Source organism: Bradyrhizobium sp. 76, assembly GCF_023073025.1.
Classification (GTDB): domain Bacteria; phylum Pseudomonadota; class Alphaproteobacteria; order Rhizobiales; family Xanthobacteraceae; genus Bradyrhizobium.
This window is the reverse complement of record NZ_JADPIS010000091.1, coordinates 24,021-38,946: the sequence shown is the minus strand read 5'-3', so window position 1 is coordinate 38,946 and position 14,926 is coordinate 24,021. Positions and strand designations below refer to the sequence as shown.

General features: G+C 59.8%; 12 protein-coding genes. 11 read left to right on the top strand and 1 reads right to left on the bottom strand.

Features of this window, described 5'->3' with window-relative positions; translation table 11 throughout:
• Positions 1 to 37 precede the first annotated feature (37 nt).
• The 5 genes from IVB48_RS22805 (at position 38) to IVB48_RS22785 (ending at position 4,737) form a co-directional block, all read left to right on the top strand.
• Positions 38 to 958, top strand: coding sequence for a branched-chain amino acid ABC transporter permease (locus tag IVB48_RS22805; protein WP_247403131.1), 921 nt, complete (start codon positions 38 to 40; stop codon positions 956 to 958).
• Between the two features lie 82 nt (positions 959 to 1,040).
• The gene (locus IVB48_RS22800) at positions 1,041 to 2,159 is read left to right on the top strand and encodes a branched-chain amino acid ABC transporter permease (RefSeq protein WP_247403128.1); all 1,119 of its coding nucleotides are present in this window, start codon (positions 1,041 to 1,043) and stop codon (positions 2,157 to 2,159) included.
• Positions 2,156 to 2,935: an ABC transporter ATP-binding protein gene (locus tag IVB48_RS22795; RefSeq protein WP_247403126.1), complete on the top strand. Its 780-nt coding sequence runs from the start codon at positions 2,156 to 2,158 to the stop codon at positions 2,933 to 2,935. The genes IVB48_RS22800 and IVB48_RS22795 overlap by 4 nt, the downstream gene beginning before the upstream one ends.
• Entirely contained in the window at positions 2,932 to 3,669 is a 738-nt protein-coding gene (locus tag IVB48_RS22790; RefSeq protein WP_247285561.1) for an ABC transporter ATP-binding protein, read from the top strand. Before IVB48_RS22795 ends, IVB48_RS22790 begins: the two co-directional genes overlap by 4 nt.
• Positions 3,670 to 3,684: 15 nt before the next feature.
• Positions 3,685 to 4,737 carry a phenylacetaldoxime dehydratase family protein gene (locus IVB48_RS22785; RefSeq protein WP_247403123.1) on the top strand — a complete coding sequence of 351 codons (1,053 nt, stop codon included), beginning with the start codon at positions 3,685 to 3,687 and terminating at the stop codon, positions 4,735 to 4,737.
• 15 nt (positions 4,738 to 4,752) lie between these two features.
• Here IVB48_RS22785 and IVB48_RS22780 read toward each other — a convergent pair whose 3' ends face one another.
• Positions 4,753 to 5,616, bottom strand: a complete 864-nt coding sequence (locus tag IVB48_RS22780; RefSeq protein WP_247403120.1) for a LysR family transcriptional regulator — start codon at positions 5,614 to 5,616, stop codon at positions 4,753 to 4,755.
• A 325-nt stretch (positions 5,617 to 5,941) separates the two neighbouring features.
• On the opposite strand from IVB48_RS22780, the gene IVB48_RS22775 reads away from it, so the two are divergent.
• From IVB48_RS22775 to IVB48_RS22750, 6 genes are all read left to right on the top strand, one after another.
• Positions 5,942 to 7,624: a methyl-accepting chemotaxis protein gene (locus IVB48_RS22775; protein WP_247403117.1), complete on the top strand. Its 1,683-nt coding sequence runs from the start codon at positions 5,942 to 5,944 to the stop codon at positions 7,622 to 7,624.
• 169 nt (positions 7,625 to 7,793) lie between these two features.
• A complete protein-coding gene (locus tag IVB48_RS22770) occupies positions 7,794 to 8,186 on the top strand; it encodes a tautomerase family protein (RefSeq protein ID WP_247285611.1) in 393 nt (130 codons plus the stop codon).
• Between the two features lie 1,831 nt (positions 8,187 to 10,017).
• Positions 10,018 to 11,352 carry an NtaA/DmoA family FMN-dependent monooxygenase gene (locus tag IVB48_RS22765; protein WP_247403114.1) on the top strand — a complete coding sequence of 445 codons (1,335 nt, stop codon included), beginning with the start codon at positions 10,018 to 10,020 and terminating at the stop codon, positions 11,350 to 11,352.
• Between the two features lie 47 nt (positions 11,353 to 11,399).
• Complete coding sequence (locus IVB48_RS22760; RefSeq protein ID WP_247403111.1) at positions 11,400 to 13,103, top strand: ABC transporter substrate-binding protein; 1,704 nt, start codon at positions 11,400 to 11,402, stop codon at positions 13,101 to 13,103.
• Positions 13,100 to 14,056 (top strand): ABC transporter permease, encoded by a 957-nt coding sequence (locus IVB48_RS22755; RefSeq protein ID WP_247403108.1) that lies wholly within the window; start codon positions 13,100 to 13,102, stop codon positions 14,054 to 14,056. Before IVB48_RS22760 ends, IVB48_RS22755 begins: the two co-directional genes overlap by 4 nt.
• On the top strand, positions 14,053 to 14,925 hold the full coding sequence (locus tag IVB48_RS22750; RefSeq protein ID WP_247403105.1) for an ABC transporter permease: 873 nt from the start codon (positions 14,053 to 14,055) through the stop codon (positions 14,923 to 14,925). The genes IVB48_RS22755 and IVB48_RS22750 overlap by 4 nt, the downstream gene beginning before the upstream one ends.
• The last annotated feature ends 1 nt before the right edge of the window (position 14,926 follow it).

The following is a 14,926-nucleotide window of genomic DNA, read 5'->3' as shown; positions in this document are numbered from 1 at the left end:
CAGACGTCATGCGTCGCCCTAGCGTGCGGAGACATTGATGGACATCGGGATCGTAGCGCAGCAGCTGTTCAACGGCCTCATGCTGGGGGTGATCTACTCAATGATCGCCGTTGGATTTTCGCTGTTCTTTGGGGTGCTCGACGTCATCAAGTTCTCGCATGGTGACGTCGTGACGCTCGGAAGTTTTTCAGCCTTGGGAGCCGCCGGCGTTTCGGGAGCTCTCTTTGCGCTGCCCCCTGCGCTGGCCTTGCTCACCGGTTTGGCGGCTGCGGTCGGCGCCGGGGCGCTCGCGGGCATCGTGATCGGGAGGATTCTTGTGATCCCCTTGCGCGGCGCCCCCAGCATCAATGTGCTGCTCGCGACCTTAATGGCCGGCACCGTGCTACGCGAGGCCATCCGGCTTGGCGTGCCCAACGGCGGCAACCCGAAGCCCTTTCCGGCTCTGTTGCCGAGCGGCATGATCAATGCCGGTTCCTTCAGTGTGGGTATCGATAGTGTGATCATCGTATGTGCCGGACTGCTGTTGGTGGTAGGAACGCATCTGTTCGTGACCCGCACCCGGTTCGGGCTCTCGATCCGCGCCGTGGCCCAGGATGACGAGGTTGCACGCCTTGCAGGCATCGACCAGCGGCGCGTGGTGCTGGGGACCTTCGCATTGGGATCGGGGCTCGCCGCCTTTGCCGGCTGCATGCTCGGGCTGTATTACCGCGAGATCAGCTTCAACATGGGCGTTCTGCTCGGCATTATCGGATTCGCCTCGGCTGTGGTGGGCGGTCTTGGAAGCCTGATCGGGCCGATCATCGGGGGATTTCTATTCGCCGGCGTGCAGACGCTGGTTGTGGTGGCGATGCCGATCTCGAGCGCTTATCGCGATGTGGTGGCCTTTGCCGTCATCATCATCCTGATTGCGTTGTTCCCGACAGGAATCATTGCAGAACAGCGCAGCGAACGGGTGTGACATGAGCAGCCTTTCAAGCCCGGCTCCCTCGCTCTCCGTCCCACGGATTCGTCGTCATCCGCGCGCTCTCGTCGCAGCCGTGGTGGCGCTCCTGTTTTCCGGCGGCGGCGTGATGATGCACGCCGAATCCCAGCCCGTCGTTCTCGCCTTGCTCGCAGCCTTCGTTCTGGCGTTTGGAGTGTCGGATCGAACGCAGATCGGCCGGGAGATTGCCGCCACCTGCGGCGACTACCGAGGCGTTGCCAATGGCATGGCATTGCTGTGTGCGTTGATCCTGATTGTCCTGTTTCACGCCGATCACTACGCGCTTCTCATGTTGTCAACGGTAGCACTCTTCTCCACTGCCTGCATCGCTCTCAACTTGCAGCTCGCATTCGCCGGCATCGCCAACTTCGCAGGCGCGGCCTTCTTCGTCGTGGGATCATATACGGCCGCCCTAGTGACTGCATACACCACCGTTCCGCGCACATTTGCGCCGTTGATCGGCGCGATTGTGACGGGTGCAATGGGCCTCGTGCTGTTGCTGCCGGTGCTGCGAACGCGCGGGCACTATGCCGCGCTCGTGACGATCGCATTCGGCGTGCTGCTGCGGACCTGGCTCGAAGTCAACGACGTCCTCGGCGGGCCCCAGGGGCTGAAGATCGGAAGCTTCTCGATCATGGGGCTCGATTTCGCCCGGCTCAAACAGATTGGTCCATGGAGCGTGTCGTTCTATCTGCCCTATGCAACGCTCTCGGTCTGCATGTTCGGCCTCGTATTCATCCTCGTCCGTCGCCTGGAAAACTCGTGGGTCGGCATCGCCCTGGACGTAGTCCGCAGCGATGAGACCGCCGCGGCGGTGTTCGGCCTGTCGATCCGGCTGTGGAAGGTCGTCGGCTTTGTGCTCGGCAACGCCATCATCGGCATGGCTGGAGCGCTGTACGGGATGATGAACGGGTTCGTGACACCCAACGGCGCGGGCCTCGGGGACTCCCTGCTGATGCTCTCAATCGTGGTGCTGGGCGGAATCGGCAATTTGTGGGGCTCCGTCGTAGCCGCCCTGATCATCCTGGAAGTGCCGGAGAAACTGCAGTCGATCCAGGAATTCCGCCTGTTGCTGTTCGCCTTGCTCGTGCTCGTCATCTTGCTGTTCCGCCCGGGCGGCATCCTGCCTCGTCCGGTGAGGGACCTGTCCCGCTTCATCGACGGAGCGCCAAAATGAGTAGCACTCTGCTGCATTGTGCCGGTCTCACCAAGACATTCGGCGGGCTGGTCGCGCTCGACCGTTTCGACGTCGAAATCCGCCGCGGCGAGACGATCGGGCTGGTCGGGCCCAACGGATCGGGGAAGACGACATTCTTCAACGTCATCACGGGACTTTGCGACCCGAACGCGGGAACGATCCGGCTCGATGGCCGCGACCTCTTTGGCTGTGCGCCCCAGATGATCGGTCGTGCCGGTGTCGCGCGAACCTTTCAGCGATCGAGGCTGATGCTCGATCAGAGCGTGTTCGACAATATTGCGGTCGGAGCCCTCTGCCATTGCGATCTCGGTCTCCTTACAAATCTGTTTCGGCGCGCTCGGTGGGGCAGAGAGCTGCGGGAGACGGTCAATCGCGCACGGGAGATTGCGTCCCGCTTCAACGCCGCGATTGCCGACCGGCTGTTCCAGCCTGTGAGCTCTTTCCCGATGATCGATCGTCGGCGGATCGAGATCTGCCGGGCGCTGATCGGCAGGCCGCGCCTGCTGTTGCTGGATGAGCCCTCCGCCGGTATGACCCCGGATGAGACGCGCGAACTCATGGACGATCTCCTCGCATTCAGGTCCGAGATGCCGGACCTCGCCGTGGTCCTGGTGGAGCACGAAATGGACGTTATCCGGCGTGTCTCCGATCGCTGCATCGTGCTCAATTTCGGCCGAAAAGTCTTCGAAGGCAGTTTTGATGGGTTGATAGCCGACGCCGAAGTGCAGGCGGCTTATCTCGGAATAGGGCAATGATCAGCGTGCGACGAACCGCGGCGCGGACATTGTCGGCCAATGCGATCAACGCCGGCTACGATCGTGCTGACGTCCTGAAGAACGTGACCATCGAGGTCAGGCCCGGTACGGTAACGGCGATCCTTGGCGCCAACGGCGCCGGCAAAAGCACGTTGATCCGGGCCATCCTCGGGTTGACCCGGATCCGGAAAGGCGAGGTTCGCTTTGGGCACGTAGCGACTACAAACATGCCTACCCACAAGATCGCGGCCCTCGGGATCGCGACGGTCCCGGAAGGCAATCGCGTGATGCCGCGCATGAGCGTCCTTGATAACCTCAAGGTGGGCGGATTGATCATGCGTGACGACAGGCGTGTTGCGGCCCGGATGGAGGAGATGTTCGAGGTGTTCCCGCGTCTGAAGGAGCGGCGAAGCCAGCTCGCGGGAACACTGTCCGGCGGTGAGCGGTCGATGCTCTCCATCGCGCGAGGGCTGATGGCCGATCCGGAACTCGTGATCTTCGACGAGCCCTCGCTCGGACTGTCGCCGTTATTTGTCTCGGAGGTTTTCGGAATAGTCCGACAACTGAAGACAGCCGGACTTTCGGTTCTGCTGATCGAGCAGAACGTGCGTCAAACGCTCGACGTGGCCGATTACGGCTACGTGCTGGCACAAGGACTCGTTGTCGCCAAAGGAAGCGCTGAACTCTTGAAAGAGAACTCCGAGCTTCACAAGGCATATTTTGGAATCCACTAGGGAACGGAGCTCGCTATGAATTTTCAGGTGTTGGAGCGGATCAATCCGCTGCGTAAGCCGAAAGGTTTCGAGCCGGTGGTCCAGCGTTGGTCCGTCGGTTTCCCACGCAAATGCGACGCCTTGTGTGTTGCATTTCACGGCATCCAGGGACCGAACGCGGAAGCCGTCTACAAGTCCGGCTTCATACGGTGGATGTCCGAAGCCGTCAGCCTGCCGAACGGCCCGCACGTGCACGATCATGCGTGGTTCGTCGATCACAACGGCCTCTATACGCATGTGGTTGCGAGCTATTGGGTTGACCGGACCCGTCGTGATGATTGGCTCGAAGATAGTCGCGTGGCAAATTGGTGGAACGATTCGGCGAGGTGTTCGGAGGCAACGGGCTACTTCCGTGAGAGCTTGACCGTTCCGATTGAACGCCTTGAGACGCTGTATTGGAACGATTATCCAGCCGGAATGAGTCGCTCTAACGAAGTGGCGCTCTACCCGACACCGTATTGCGGCTACTACGGCGCGATGCGCGACCGGATCCCACTCGCCGCGGTCGATCCCTTGCCGTCGGCGCTGCCTGAGCTCCCATCGGCGATGCCGCGCGAGACCAGGTCCAATCGGTGGCGGATCGCTACGCCCCGGAACCTCACCGTCATTCGATCGGCGGCCTTTTGGGGGCGCTGCGATGCCGACCAAACCGAAGATTACATGCGCGACCTGCGAGCTCCCCTCGAACGCGGAATGGACTTCTTGCGCGAAAGTCCTGAGGCAACGGGTTGCTGCTCGCTGCGGTTTCAGCAAACATGCGATGTCGGCGGGGCACCCGAGCTCGAGACTCATGCGCTCGGATATTTTCTCTCGCTCGGCCACATGGAGAACTGGGCTGAGCATCATCCGTCGCACGGGGCGATCTTCCGCGCCGCAATGGCCCGTTACCGCAAGTTCGGCGCGAAGAACCAGCTCAGAACCTGGCATGAAGTCTTCGTGCTGCCGGAGAACAACCAGCTTTTCGAGTATGTCAACTGCGCACCAGGCACGGGCCTATTGAACTACTTCGAAGGCGAGCGGCGGTCCTAGGCTGGACGGCTCGAGTTACGGCCAGTATTCGATCAGATCGAACAGGGCTGTCATTGCGCTCGATACATAGACATCCTTTCGCCAGACGAACACCGTCTCAACGGCCGTCCGGGAAGGCGGCAACGCATGCGCAGCGACCCTGCCGTCCCGGGCGGCAGCTGCAATGACACCTCTCGGCATCAAGGTGACACCAAGGCCGGCGGAGACGCAACTGATGATGGCGTCGAGAGAACCAAGCTCTTGCGGCTCGGACAGAGTGATCCCCATTTCCATCAGCATCGTCTCCAGACGGGTGCGATAAGAGCAGCCGGTCTGAAAGACGATCATCTTCAAGGGCCCGATGGCAGCCAGGTCCTTTGTCCGGACCGAAGGGGCCGTTACCAGCACGAGCTCCTCGTGGAAGAAAGGCCGTTGATGCAGGTCCGGGTGATCGACCGGGCCCGCGACAAACGCGCCGTCGAGACGATACTCGAGGACGTCATTCAACAAGCGTGTGGTGTTTCCGGTCGTGATCGTGAGCTGGACGTGGGGACAGGCGTTGGCAAACCTTGGCAGAAGCGGAGACAATCGCAACGCGGTGGTCGTCTCGAGGCTTCCGATCAGCAGAGTGCCCCTCGGCACACCATCATCCCGTGCCGCAGCTCGGGCATCCGCGGCAAGTTTTGAAAGCCTCGCGACATAGGGGAGGACCCTGTGGGCTGCCGGGGTTGGCGTTACGCCCCGTGCGTGACGCTCGAAGAGTGAAATGCCAAGCTTGCCCTCAAGCACTCGGATACGAGTTGTGACTTTGGATTGAGCAGTACACAGCTGCGTTGCCGCACGGCTGATACTTCCAAGACGCAGAACCGTCTCGAACACTTTGAGATCGGAGAGATCCATTCCAGTCCACTCTTGAAGCCAGCAGCAGCAACATTTTGAATGTCGTCACAATCATCCTAACGACCAATGTGGGCCGCGTGAAAGACGCATTGGGGAACCATGCGGCGCGCGTCGTCATTTAGAGAAGAGATGACCGTCATCTCAACTGGTAATGGTTCGCCGCGAACCGCAGTGATCGCAACGAGGCTTGCATAAACTCGCATCCCAGCGCCCTTGTTCGACTGGCCCTGATATCAAGGTGGCCCTGTGGGCTAAAGGCAATTTTTATCAATGTGCGATAGATGAGGCGTAGTGATGGTCGGACTCAGCGTGTTGAGGATTTTTCATGCTTGCCAAGTTCAAGATTTCTTCCAGGCTGATGTTGATGGTGGTTCTCTCTGTTCTAGGTGTTGCATCCGTGGCCGGGGTCGGCTTGTCGGCCCTCAAGAGCAGCCTGCTCGAGGACCGAAAAGACAAGCTTCAGCAGCTCGTCCTCCTGGCGAAGCAGGTGCTTGAATTGGACTACCAGGGATCCCGAGCGGCAGGGCTCTCCGATGCGCAGGCCTTGGAACGGAGCAAGCAACTGCTTCAATCATTGCGTTTCGGCAAGGACGACTATTTCTATGCCCTCGACATGGATTCCGTACTGGTCGCGCATCCCAATCCCAAGTTTCAGAACAAGAGCATGAAGGACACCGCGGATGCCAACGGTGTCTTTTTCTCCCGGCTGCAAGTCGACCTTGTGAAGTCCGGCGGATCCGGCTTTGTCGCGTCTAGCTTTCCCCGTGCCGGCGTCGGCGACCCACTTCCCAAGATCGCCTATGTTGTTGGATTCAAGCCCTATGACTGGGCAGTCGCGGGCGGCATCTATCTGGACGACGTAGACGCGATATTCGTGGCAGAAGCAAAGCGCATTGGCCTTCTCATCCTTATAGCCCTTGCTCTTGTCGTGGCCACGTCAATTCTTCTCAGCCGCAGTATCACGCGGCCGATCGCCAGTCTCACGGGGGCGATGCGAAAGCTCGCCAGTGGCGATACAAGATCGGCGATTCCTGCGCTCTCGCGTGCGGATGAAGTGGGAGAGATGGCGACGACCGTCAAAGTGTTTCAGGACGCCATGATAGAGACCGCTCGCCTTCGCCAGGAACAGGACGAGATGAAATTGATGGCCGAGACGGAAAAACGGGGCCTCCTGGGCAAGCTGGCCGACGAGTTCGCGCAAGGTGTAAGCACGTCACTCGATGCCCTCTCTCACTCGGCTTCCGCTATGAGGACGACGTCCCAAGGCATGTCGGAGACGGCGAGATCTGCCAGCCGCCAGTCCGGAGTGGTTGCGACTGCTGCAGAAGAGGCCAGCTCAAGCGTGCAGTCGGTCGCGTCGGCCACTGAGCAGCTCTCGGCCTCGATCGCCGAGATAGGCAATCAGGTGGCGCGTTCGACCAAGGTCGCCGGAGGCGCCGTTGAAGAGGCGCAACGGACTAATATCACAATTCAAGGTCTTGTAGCCGCGACATCAAAGATCGGAGACGTGGTTCAGTTAATAACTGCGATCGCAAGCCAGACGAACCTGCTGGCGCTAAATGCAACCATTGAGGCCGCCCGTGCCGGCGAGGCGGGAAGGGGGTTTGCCGTCGTGGCAAGCGAGGTGAAGTCGCTCGCAGGGCAGACCGCACGTGCAACGGAGGAGATCTCGACCCAAGTCAACGGCATGCAGGGCGCCATGAGCGAGGCTGTCCAAGCAATCGAGGGCGTGAGCGGCACGATATCCTCGATCAACGAGATCGCAATTGCGATTGCATCCGCCGTGGAGCAACAGGGTGTCGCGACGCGCGAAATCGCACGCAGCATCCAGCAGGTCGCGCAAGGCACCGAAGACGTATCGCGCAACATCGTCGGGGTGAGCGAGGCGTCTGCCCAAACCGGGGTGGCTGCGGCTGGTGTGCTTGCGGCTGCAGGTGGGCTGAACCACCAGTCCACTTTGCTGAAAGCGGATGTCGATCGCTTCCTGGCAAGTGTTCGGGCCGCGTGAGTTGGAGTGCTCCGTCGTCCATCTTAAAGATAGATGACCGTCATCTTGAATGATGATGTCGATTTCGGCAGAGAAAACATACACCGAGTATTGCAGCTTTTCATTGCTCGGTCCACCTTGGTTGCCCGCCGCAGCTTTGTTAGTTGAGCCGGCAGTGAGGAGCATCGCCATGCCATTTTTACGGTTCGATTTGATCGAGGGACGAAGTGATGCGGAGATCCAACGGCTTTTGGATGTCACTCACGAAGTTCTGGTCGAAACGCTCCACGTGCCGCCCCGCGACCGCTATCAGGTGGTGCATCAGCACCCCAAGTCCAGCATTGTCGCGCTTGACACAGGTCTTGATATCAATCGGACCGATAAATTGGTCATGTTGCAGTTGACGAGCCGACCGCGCGACAAGGCGTCCAAATTGGAGTTTTATCGCGTCCTGGCCGAGAGGCTGTCGTCGTCCTGTGGAGTAGCGCCAACTGACCTCATGATAAGCTTCGTGATCAATGCGGACGAAGATTGGTCATTCGGCATGGGACGAGCCCAGTTCGTTACCGGCGAGTTACACTAGGCCTGGAGCAAGTTTCCCGCAGTGTTGATGCAGGGAACCGACCCTGCCCGCCCGCACCGAGCCGAGACGCCTGCCTCGCCCATGAACGGAAACGCGTTGTCCCGTTCGACTGACATAAGCGATTCGGGGCCGGAATTGCCGCTTGGCTGCGGATTTCCTCCCCCAGAAGGCCAACAAGATTTCTCTAACGCTCTGGTCGCGGATTTTTTGCCCGCACAAGCGGGGCTACGTTCTTGAGCCGCATAAGGTCAATACGATCTCACTTCAATGCCGCGGCGGGCTCTAGACATTCGACAAGAACCGTAGCCTCAATTGGTTACAGACTATCGCTTCTACGATCCCTTCATTCAGTCGCGCAGCAGAGACCGTTGCAATGACCCTCCTTGCTTTCCCGAAACCAGGTTGGCAGGCGTACAATTCCGCCGCTGAACACCTTCGCGGATTAGGTGCCGCTCTGGCGCAATTCGATTTTGCTCGGGTTCGCACCCCGCAGAAATGTCGGTCTCATTAGCGGTGCTGGAAGCAGCCAATTGCTGCATCGGGGCCATTATGCGCGACCTTGATGGTGCGTCCGCAGCTGGACCGATCATCGAGCTGTCGCGGGATCTGTCGCATTCTATTCAGGATGCACGCGACAGGTTCGCTTCAAGCGGGCTCTAAATTCCATTACACGTCAAGAGCTGCTTACGAATGAACAGCAGCGGTGGACCAGTCAGGTCGGTGTCCCAGAAGCGCAGCGCAACCCAGGTGGCTGAGCCGACGGCATCTCCGGCGAAGTCGTCAGCATCCTGCCTCGATCAAGAAGGTCGTGAGCAACGTCGGCAACTATGTGACGTCGGCAGCCCGCGGCGATTGACGAGCAAAGCGCCGCGGCGAACGAGCTATCGACCAGCGCGCAGCGGCGTCGCTGCTGGGTTGGCGGAGCGCCCTATCTCAGCTCCCTATTGATCGCGCCGGTTTCGGGAGACATGCGAGCGCAGGCTTGGTCAGGAGGCAAGACAATTGCTCAAGACGCTTGATCTCGCGCGCCCAAGTCGATCACGTTTCGAGTGACGCGCTTTGACAGTCACACCACAGAGGCACGCGAGGCCACTAAAGCTCATGCTGGCGATGCTCGGGCGGAGAGCGCTGCCCGCGCAACAAGGGTGCCCGGCAAGCCGCGGGGCTATGTCCCTTGCCGATCGGCCCGAGAATTCTTCTACCCTATCGAGGGACACGCGAGGATCCCCATCGCCGACACCGTGCGCGCGCCCCGAACGACGGTGCTCCAAGAGACATACCAGATTTGCAATCACTCGCCTCGGCGTGACTTTGGGATCGCGCTCCGAAACTGGGACAAGCAGGCTGCACGCGCACAAATCCTGCAAGCTCGAAGACAACGAGGCTGTCGTAGAAGAGTATGCCAGCCCGCGGTAGCAGATTGAAATACGCAACTATTGCGTTTGATGTCCCGTCGCTTGATTCTCTCGCGATCGAAGGCCGCCGGTGTCGGCCGTGGAGTTGTCATGACAGCAGCTTTGGTCATCGCGCGAGTTGCACGCATTGTAAGGCTCACCAGCAGAGGTTCGGGCAAGTACAATACGCGATGTCCCCCGGCCACCCGTCGCTCGATCGAATTCGTCAGAGGTCCAGCTGGCTCGCGCTTGGGCAAGTGTTCGGGCTCTTTGAGCGCGCGAGTTGCTTCACCTGATCCGCTAATCTCGACCGGCGGCCTCGCCACGTCCTCGGATGCCGCTCGTTCTCTGCGAGAGAGCGGAAGAAGCAGCCAGATAGCGTAGCCGAGCCAACACACCCCTTGAACTGCGCATGCCATCCCGCGCCTGGAGAATTCATGTCTTCTGCAATCCGAACGCTTCATCTTGGGCTTAATCTTCACGGCGCGGGCGGACACGCCGCAGCATGGCGTTGGCCGAGCACCAATCCGAGCGCTTTCTTTGACATCGAGCATTACCTTCGTGCAGCGAAGGTGGCGGAGCGCGGCTTGCTCGACGCGGTGTTTCTTGCAGATACCCCGGCAATATCTTGGGATATTACCCGCCGACCGCCACTCAACGGGCTTGAACCTACGCTTGTTCTCACCGTAATCGCACGTGAGACGAAGCACATCGGACTGATTGCAACCGCATCGACGACGTACAATGAGCCGTACAACCTGGCGCGTCGTTTCCAATCACTTGATGTCATTAGCGGCGGCCGCGTCGCCTGGAATGCTGTCACGACCTCCAGCCCCGCGACGGTCGGCAATTTCGGTGGACGCGAGCTCGGTCGCGAGGAGCGCTACAAGCGCGCCGAAGACTTCGTCGAAACCGTCCGAGGGCTATGGCTGAGCTGGGGAGATGGAACAATCGTCGGGGATCAGACCTCTGGAATCTACGCCGATCCCCAGTTTCGACTGCTCGACCCCAACACCAATATCTTTAGCGTCCGCGGTCCGCTCACGCACCCCGGTTCGCCACAAGTGCACCCGATCATCGTTCAAGCGGGAGGCTCGGACGACGGATTGCGGCTCGCTGCGCGCAGCGCCGATCTGGTGTTCGCTGCTGCGGGCGACCTGGAGACAGCGCTGCGCGAGGCCGGACGCCTGCGTGCGCTGTCGCATCAACTCGGCCGGCGGACGGCGCCGATCATACTGCCGGGCCTGGTCACCTTCGTTGGCGGCACGGAAGAGGAGGCGTATCGCCGCAAGAGAGCGATCGACGAATTACTCGATCTGCCCGGCGCGCTTGTCGCTTTGGCGCGAGGCATCAATGTGGCGCCCGAAAAGCTCAGCCTTGACAAACCCATTCCCGAGGAACTGCTGCCCGATCCAAACGATGTCCCATTTTCGGTGGGTCATCACCGCACCATCGAAAGCTTGGCACGCCAAGGCCGGACAGTTAGGGAGATCATAGGCAGCGTTCAAGGTTTCGGCCATCGCGTGATCGCGGGCGCACCGGAACAGATCGCCGATTCGATCGAGGCATGGTACCGCGCCGGCGCAGTTGACGGCTTCAACATCATCCCAGATGTGTTGGAGGATGGTGCGCCCGCCTTCATCGATCATGTCGTTCCAACACTGCAGCGCCGCGGACTGTTTCGCACCGAGTATCGGGAAGAAACCTTGCGTGACCGTTTTGGCCTTGCGCTCCCAGGGGGCGTTCCGTCGCAAGAGCGGGCGACGGCCTGATCGCCCGTCTGCCTCGCGGTTTCACTATCAATAGCTTGGAGTTCGATATGTCTCTGTCCAACACACAATCATCTGCGTTTCTCGCGGGCCAGCCACACGCTTACAGAAAGCAAAAGGCAGCAGCCATTGCAATCGCGCTCTCCACGCTGTCGCAGATCGCCTATGCGCCCAGCACTTTTGCTCAGGACGGTTCGAGCGATAGTACGAGGCGCGGTGGCATTATTCGATATGGCCACTTTCAGGAGCCGCCTTGCTTGTTCGGAGGATGGGTCCAGCAATGGTATCTACAGCGGCAATATAGCGACAATCTAGTCGCCCGGACCAAGGACGGGGAGATTGTGCCATGGCTGGCCACATCATGGACCATCTCCGACGACAAGAAAGTGTACACGTTTCAGATCAAGCCGAACGTGAAATTCACCGACGGGACACCGCTCGATGCACAGGCAGTTGCCGACAACATCAATGGCTGGCTCAGCACCAATCCGGACCTCCGCAATCCGACGGCCGCTCCTTACCTCAGCGACAACTTTGAATCGGCAGCGGCAATCGCGCCCGCGACACTTCGACTAACGCTAAAGGCGCCGTTCCAGCCGTTGCTCAATGTTCTGGCCCAGTCGTCCCAGGGCATTCTGTCGCCAACGGCGCTCAAGCGTGGACTTGCGGTGAACTGCGAGAACCCGGTCGGATCGGGTCCATTCATCGTCCAGAAGTGGAATCGGGGAAAAGAGGTTATATTCCGCCGCAATCCCGACTACAACTCCGCGCCGGCAACAGCCAAGCACCAGGGACCGGCTTACGTTGACGGGATCCAGTGGAAGTTCTTCCCCGATCAGACCGTTCGGTATGGCTCTCTGCTAACCGGGGAATCTGATGCAGCTTACGACGTTCCAGCCGTCGCTTGGAAAGATGCCAACTCGCGCTTCACTGTCTTGCGGCACATTACGGGTGGCACGCCCCTGCGCTTGGCGTTGTATACGGCTCGCTCGCCTTTTGACGATCTGCTCGTTCGCCAGGCGTTTGCCTATGCCGCCGACCGAAAAGCCGCGGTCGAGTCCTCGTTCCTGGGCTCCTTGCCGTTTGAAGGCAACGGCGCGCTAAGCCAAAGCTCGCCCGAATATATCAGCGAGCTTGCCCCGTCATACAGGTATGACGTCGGCAAAGCCAATCAGCTCCTGGATCAGGCAGGTTGGAGCGAGCGTGACAGCAGGGGCGTTCGCCTCAAGCATGGCAAGCCGCTCGTCGTACGCATCTCCTATTCGAGTTCGTTCTTGAAGCCCGACGGTGAGCAGGCCGTGCAGGTGATCCAACAGCAAGCAAAGGCTGCCGGCTTCGACGTGCGGCTTCAGCCAACGAACCAGGCCGATTTCTTCGCCGGGAAAAATCTCGGTCCGAACGATTACGAGGTCGTCCTTCTCTACTGGGTTGCTCCCGGCGCTGAAATCTTCCGCATCTCCTGGAAGCCTGACCTTAATGGTGAGCTCAATCGCTTCAATCCCTCCCGCTACCAGGACCGGGCACTGTGGGACATTATTCAGAAGGCCGAAAAACACTTCGACAATGCTGAGCGAACCGCGCTCTATCAGGAAGCAGAGCGCAAGATCGTCGCTGACGCTCCTGTCGTGGGGTTCGCAGTCCTTGACGTCACTCTAGCTGTGCAAGCACATCTAAAGGACATTTGGCTCGACCGCGGCTCCGTCGGCGAGCCGGTCTTCTATGATAGCTATTTCGACAAGAAATCCGCCCCGTGAAAGTCGCAGCCCGCAGACAGGCCGTGTGGTTCGCACATCGCATCCTGTCCGCCGCAGCGACCGTATGGGCTGCGGCAACATTCACCTTCCTTGTCCAATGTCTGCTGCCAGGTGACCGCGCCCAAATCATCCTCAACGTCGTCAGCGGCAATGTAGGGGCGGCCCCTCGACAAGAGCTTGCGGCAATCAACGCAAAATATGGCTTCGACCAGCCGATTTTCTTGCAATACGCGAAATACATCTCCGGGATTTTGCAGGGGGACCTTGGCCAATCCTACCACCAGCATCGGCCAGTGGCAGCCATCATTGCCGAACAGATTGGGCCAACCGTCCTCCTTGCGGTCGCCGCACTCGTAACCGCGTGGGTGATCACTATTCTGACCACAGTTTTTGCAGCCGGGAGAGATAATTTCTGGGCGAAGCTGCTGAGCGGGATGCAGGTTCTGTTGGCGACCGTGCCGCCTTACTGGCTAGCTACCATCCTGCTCGTCGTCTTTGCCGTACAGCTTCGCATCTTTCCTGTGGTGGGAGGCAATTCGGCGATCGGCCTCATTCTTCCAACCCTGGCGCTGGCGTTGGAACTGTCTGGGCTCTTCGGGCAAGTCGTTACGAGTGAATTCACACGTTTGCTCGAGTTGCCCTTTGTAACTTCGGCGCGAACGCGAGGCATGGGCGATCTCGGCGTGCGGTTTCGTCATGTCCTGCGCCATGCAGCTTTGCCAGCAATCACCTTGTCAGGCTGGGCGTTCGGTAAGCTTCTGTCCGGTGCCGTTTTAATTGAGGCCGTCTTTGCCCGACAGGGACTTGGCGGCGTCCTGGTCGCCGCTACATCCACGCGCGACGTTCCCGTCGTCTCCGGCGTCATTCTGGTCTCCGCTGGCCTGTTTGTCATTGTCAGCGTGACCGTCGATTTCGCCTACAATATCGTTGACCCAAGGATCAAATTGGCATGACCTGCTCTGCCGCGCTACCAGACCTCCTCAAATCTCACTATTGGAAGGAAGCACTTTCAACGGCACAGGCAATTCCTTTGCGGGTTTGCTTGGCCATAACCATCGTTACGTTCTTCTTAACAGCGGCGGCCGCGCCCTGGCTGCTACAGACCCATGATCCGCTGGCGATTGACCTGACGTCCTCACTACAGGCCCCGTCGCCCAGCCACTGGCTGGGGACTGATCAGTCCGGTCGCGATTTATACTCCCGCATTGTTGAAGGGGCAGGGCAGTCCCTGACCATCGGTCTTGGCGCGACCGCGTTGAGCGTGTCAATTGCACTCGTTCTGGGGTTCGCCGCCGGTCTTTGCGGCGGAGCCATCGATAATGTTCTCAGCCGTTTGCTCGACGCACTTTTCGCGCTACCGGTGCTTTTCCTTGCGCTTCTGTTCGTGGCCGTTTTCGGCACGACTGTGCTGACGTTGGTCATCGCGGTCGGGATCGGAACGGCCCCGGGTTATGCCCGGATGATCAGGGGGCAGGTCCTGTCTGTTAAGGGCGCAGGATATGTGGAGGCAGCCAAGGCGCTTGGACACCCGTATTGGCGTATCGTGCGAAGGCACATCCTCCCGAATGCCATGAACCCGTTGACCGCGATGATCACGCTTGGCGTCGGCCAGGCCATCATCTGGGCATCGGGCGTTGCGTTTCTGGGACTCGGTGTTCCCCCTCCAGCCCCTGAATGGGGGGCGCTCCTGAATGCTGGCCGCAACTACGTGATCTATGCGTGGTGGCTCGAGATCATGCCGGGTCTGGCAGTGGTGATCTTTGCTCTCAGCGTGACGGTGATCGGACGTTATCTGCAGAACCGCCTCGAAGGAAAGGGCTGAC

Coding starts and splice junctions, on each gene's coding strand:
- IVB48_RS22805 (WP_247403131.1), top strand. CDS start 38: ATGGACATCGGGATCGTAGCGCAGCAGCTGTTCAACGGCCTCATGCTG.
- IVB48_RS22795 (WP_247403126.1), top strand. CDS start 2,156: ATGAGTAGCACTCTGCTGCATTGTGCCGGTCTCACCAAGACATTCGGC.
- IVB48_RS22790 (WP_247285561.1), top strand. CDS start 2,932: ATGATCAGCGTGCGACGAACCGCGGCGCGGACATTGTCGGCCAATGCG.
- IVB48_RS22785 (WP_247403123.1), top strand. CDS start 3,685: ATGAATTTTCAGGTGTTGGAGCGGATCAATCCGCTGCGTAAGCCGAAA.
- IVB48_RS22780 (WP_247403120.1), bottom strand. CDS start 5,616: ATGGATCTCTCCGATCTCAAAGTGTTCGAGACGGTTCTGCGTCTTGGA.
- IVB48_RS22775 (WP_247403117.1), top strand. CDS start 5,942: ATGCTTGCCAAGTTCAAGATTTCTTCCAGGCTGATGTTGATGGTGGTT.
- IVB48_RS22770 (WP_247285611.1), top strand. CDS start 7,794: ATGCCATTTTTACGGTTCGATTTGATCGAGGGACGAAGTGATGCGGAG.
- IVB48_RS22765 (WP_247403114.1), top strand. CDS start 10,018: ATGTCTTCTGCAATCCGAACGCTTCATCTTGGGCTTAATCTTCACGGC.
- IVB48_RS22760 (WP_247403111.1), top strand. CDS start 11,400: ATGTCTCTGTCCAACACACAATCATCTGCGTTTCTCGCGGGCCAGCCA.
- IVB48_RS22750 (WP_247403105.1), top strand. CDS start 14,053: ATGACCTGCTCTGCCGCGCTACCAGACCTCCTCAAATCTCACTATTGG.